The following is a 221-nucleotide window of genomic DNA, read 5'->3' as shown; positions in this document are numbered from 1 at the left end:
GGGCAGGCGTCAGCCCCTATACGTCAGCTTTCGCTTTGGCAGGGACCTGTGTTTTTGGTAAACAGTCGCTTGGGCCTCTTCTCTGCGACCGCTAAATGCTCCAGACGCTTAGCCCTTCACACCCAGCGGCACTCCTTCTCCCGAAGTTACGGAGTCATTTTGCCGAGTTCCTTAACGAGGGTTCTCTCGCTCGCCTTAGGATTCTCTCCTCACCTACCTGT

At 55.7% G+C, this 221-nt stretch carries 1 rRNA gene; it reads right to left on the bottom strand.

Annotated features, from left to right (window positions below):
- Positions 1-221 (bottom strand): 23S ribosomal RNA (locus tag ULO1_RS14100); the annotation flags it as partial.

This window comes from Carboxydocella sp. ULO1 (assembly GCF_002049255.1).
Classification (GTDB): Bacteria; Bacillota.
The sequence above is the reverse complement of the archived record's forward strand: the minus strand, read 5'-3'. Positions and strand labels throughout refer to the sequence as shown.